Below are 4,093 nucleotides of genomic sequence, written 5' to 3'. Positions count from 1 at the left end.
GCTTGCGACGTTATTGTCATCGGCGACTTGTTCTATATTACACCCCTGTAGATCAATCGTCAATACCTTTTATCTTTTTTATTTTATAAATCATAAAAGCTTTGCCTTCTCTTAATTTCTAATACATCCTTAGAACTTCTTAAACTTATGTATTCAAATTAACAATCTGCAGCCTACACTCTCTAACTTAATACTAATACTTTTCTAAAGAATGAATGTGAGACCAAGTAAATATATATTAAGGATAGTATTTTTTCTTTTAGTACGTTCTCCCTCCTGCTCATCTCTAGGGGGATTATAAATAAAACACTTCTCTTCTTTACCTTTAAAAAAGGGAAAGAAATCTAATACCCTTAGGAGGCGTTATGAAATGCATGTTAATAAAAAGATAATTTATGTATCCCATGATGCCCATTTCCACGGAGCACAGCTACTTTCTTTACATACTATTAAGGCTCTTAAAGAAAACTTTGATTACTCTGTTGCAATTATTTCTATTGGATCCGGTATTTTAATTCCCGATTTTCAAAAGTACGGTCCTGTTTATTGTCTCGAGCAAGGTTATCAAACAGAAGAAAAGGTCGAATTATTAATAAAGGATTTATTATCACAGAATTTTACCCTCGCCATATGTAGCACTGTCATAAGTGGCGATATCGTCGCATTACTAGCTAGACAAAATATAAAAGTTGTTTCATTAATACATGAATTACCGCATTTAATACAACAGTACTCTGCTGAAGGGAAAGCTAAAAACATCGCTGAATTTGCTTACAAAGTTGTCTTCCCTTCACAATACGTATATGAAAAATTTCGTACAATCACTGAATTGGATCCTCAAAAATGTCACATTCTCCCTCAAGGTTTGTTTAACCACAATCCTTATAAGAACAATATTGCAAAAGCTAGAAATGAGTTACGTAAGAAGCTTAACCTGCCTCTAGATAGCAAAATCATCTTGGGTGTAGGCTTCGCAGATTATCGGAAAGGGATAGATTTATTCTCACTTATCTCTTACTCAGTAAGAAAGACTCACAAGGATATTCATTTCATTTGGGTAGGGAGAACAGACGTTCAATTCCTGAATACACTGCCCCCTAAATATAAAGCACATTTCACATTAGTCGATCCTACTCCCGATATCGGATTATATAACGCTGGGGCTGACTTATACTTATTAACTTCAAGGGAAGATCCTTTTCCAAATGTTGTTTTAGAAGCATTAGATGCAAAACTTCCTGTTATAGGGTTTAAAAATGCTGGAGGTTTTGAAGATGTTGTTACAGAAAAAACTGGTGCCTTAGTAGACTTTTTAAATTTACCCAAAATGCTAGAAAAAATATATGAATTTATTCATGATGAGGGATTACGATTACAAAAGGGAAGCTTTGGCCAAGAACTTATCGAAAAAAACTTCAATTTTCTTAATTACATTTATCAATTACTAGATCTTCTCAAACATAATTACAAAAAGATAAGTGTAATCATACCGAACTATAATTATGAAAAATACTTACCTGATCGAATCGAATCAATATTAAACCAAACCTACCCTCTTTACGAACTAATTTTCTTAGACGATGCCTCCACTGATCATAGCGTATCAACTTTTAAAAAGCTGCTTTCAAAAGAAAATAAGACCCACCTGAAGGTTCAACAGATTATTAATGATAAAAACTCTGGTTCTGTATTTAAACAATGGATAAAAGGAGTCTCTGCAGCAACTGGTGATTATATTTGGATCGCAGAGGCCGATGACTTATGCGATAAGACATTTTTACAAGAGGTGATACAGGGGTTTTATATAAATAACAATATTACCTTAAGTTACACACAATCAAAACAAATAGATGAACAAGGAAATGTATTGGCTAATCATTATTTAAATTACACAAATGATATCGATAAAGAAAAATGGAAAGCCCCCTATTTTCGAAAAGGCGTCGAAGAAATACAAGATACGTTACTTATCAAAAACACTATACCTAATGTTTCAAGTGTAGTTTTTAAAAATATAGATATGAAGAAAACGGAAAAACAGTTAGAGAAGTTCAAAATAGCTGGCGACTGGTTCTTCTATGTTTCTCTTCTTACAGAGGGAGATATTTACTTCAATCCAGCCCCCTTAAACTATCATAGACGACATTTAAATAGCGTAACGAGAACAGAAGATTCATACTCCCATTACAATGAAGTTGTGCAAATGCAAAATTTCATTAAAGAAAAATTTACTATCGACGACATTTCTAAAATGAAAATGTATACATATAGAAAGTATCTTAAAACATACTTAAAAATTTAAACGTGTGCTTTCTATGCCATCAATATCTCTTGTAAGGCGCTACTATTATTTAAGGGGGAATACTCTTTGAAAGACTTTATAGAGGAACATAAAGATTTAATTTCTCAAATCGCACACAGCTATAATGTAAATGCAAGTATCCATCCTGAGGATCATATCTTTCAGTTCATTGTCACTAATCCCGTCTTCCCATCAAAAAAAGAAGCGATAGATTATTACTTTAAAGATGGGCAAAACTCAGCACAAATACTCTTAAACTTAATTACTTCCCTTTATCCTCCTACAGTCAATCCAATTAAATTGTTAGAATTTGCATCCGGATACGGCTGCGTAACACGTCATTTATTAAATCTACAAGCGAATTTGAGTATAACCGCTTGCGATATACACGAAAAGGCTATTTCCTTTATTGAAAACAAATTAAATTATTCTTCTATATTATCTCATCCTGAGCCTGAACAGTTAAAATTGGACTCCTCTACGTACGATATCGTTTTTTGTCTATCCTTTTTCTCTCATATGCCTGATACAACTTGGTTTCGTTGGCTGCAAACATTGTATAACGCTGTTTCACCTGGTGGTTTATTCATTTTCACAACCCATGGCTATCAAAGCAAAAAATACTTCGGGTTTCCAAATTTAAATGAAAAGGGCTATTGGTTTCTCTCTTCTAGTGAACAATTCGATTTAGATGTGAATCAATACGGACAAACGATAGTTAGTCCCTCTTACGTGTGTGACAAAATTAAATTATTACCCCATAACCCAATTATCAAAAAGTATACTGAAGGATTTTGGTGGGAACATCAAGACCTTTGGGTTATAGAAAAAGAAGTAAATTAATAACCCACGCTCTGCTTATATACAAGTAGAGTGTGGGTTATTATTTTTTACTATATAAGAACTCTTCAATCCATAGCTTATTTAATCTAATCCCATGTTTAAAATCTATTTTAGGTTCCCAATTCAATTCTTGTTTTACCTTATCAATATTTAAAATGATTTTTTGAACGTTCTCTTGTTTTTGTTTGTAACAGATAAAATCCACTTTTCTTTCTGTTATTTTCTCTAATTCCACTATAATTCGTTTTAAAGAAAGACCTTTGCCACTCCCTATGTTGTATACGCAAGATTTCAATTGATTTAATTGTGCTAGTTGTATAGTAATTTCAACTAAATCATCGATATAAATATAATCTCTAATAATTTCCTCCGGATTCCCATATATATGAATCCTTTCATTACTGAGATGCTGGTACAAAAAACAATTTATCGCCCCTACTTTTTTTAAGGGGTTTTGGTATTTTCCATACGGATTAGAATATCTACATACAACATAATCTATTCCATATTTTCTCTTATAAAAATACAAATAATTCTCCAGCGAAACTTTTGTTATTCCATACGGGGAAAGTGGTCTTAATGGATGTTTCTCATCAATAGGCAAATATTCAGGTTCACCATAAACTGTGCCTCCCGAAGACGCCAATATAATTTTTTTAATACGAAAATCTTTAACACTTTCCATGAAATTAAGAAAAAATAGACTGCTATTAATATCACCGAAAACATCTTCAATTGAAGTTGCTACGTTAGACGTCGCAGCTAAATAAATAATAATATCTATATTCACTAAAGCCTTATATATATCCTCAACATTTTCTAAATCACCTTTAATAAATTCAACTTCACTTACAATATTTTGAGGAAAATTATTTATATGTCTGGAAAATACTTTTACATTTTGCCCCTGTTTCAATAAACCCAATGCGAGGTTGATACCAATGAAAC

General features: G+C 32.3%; 3 protein-coding genes. 2 read left to right on the top strand and 1 reads right to left on the bottom strand.

From position 1 onward, the window contains the following. Positions 1-370: 370 nt before the first annotated feature. Together ACQGSG_RS27205 and ACQGSG_RS27200 are read left to right on the top strand one after the other, a co-directional pair. The gene (locus ACQGSG_RS27205; protein ID WP_087876046.1) at positions 371-2,302 is read left to right on the top strand and encodes a glycosyltransferase; all 1,932 of its coding nucleotides are present in this window, start codon (positions 371-373) and stop codon (positions 2,300-2,302) included. 66 nt (positions 2,303-2,368) lie between these two features. Then, on the top strand, positions 2,369-3,145 hold the full coding sequence (locus tag ACQGSG_RS27200) for a class I SAM-dependent methyltransferase (protein ID WP_087876045.1): 777 nt from the start codon (positions 2,369-2,371) through the stop codon (positions 3,143-3,145). A gap of 40 nt (positions 3,146-3,185) precedes the next feature. Here the strand turns inward: ACQGSG_RS27200 and ACQGSG_RS27195 are convergent. Next, positions 3,186-4,093, bottom strand: a 908-nt coding sequence (locus ACQGSG_RS27195) for an NAD-dependent epimerase/dehydratase family protein (protein ID WP_426948487.1), incomplete at its 5' end; no start/stop codon positions are given.

The sequence above is a fragment of the Bacillus sp. GMa5/1 genome (genome assembly GCF_050172015.1).
Taxonomy (GTDB): domain Bacteria; phylum Bacillota; class Bacilli; order Bacillales; family Bacillaceae_G; genus Bacillus_A; species Bacillus_A cereus.
Note: the sequence above shows the minus strand (reverse complement) of the source record. Positions and strands in the feature narration are given on the sequence as shown.

What these genes read in the sequence shown, in the direction of transcription:
- ACQGSG_RS27205 (WP_087876046.1), top strand. Translation starts at nt 371, where the DNA reads ATGCATGTTAATAAAAAGATAATTTATGTATCCCATGATGCCCATTTC.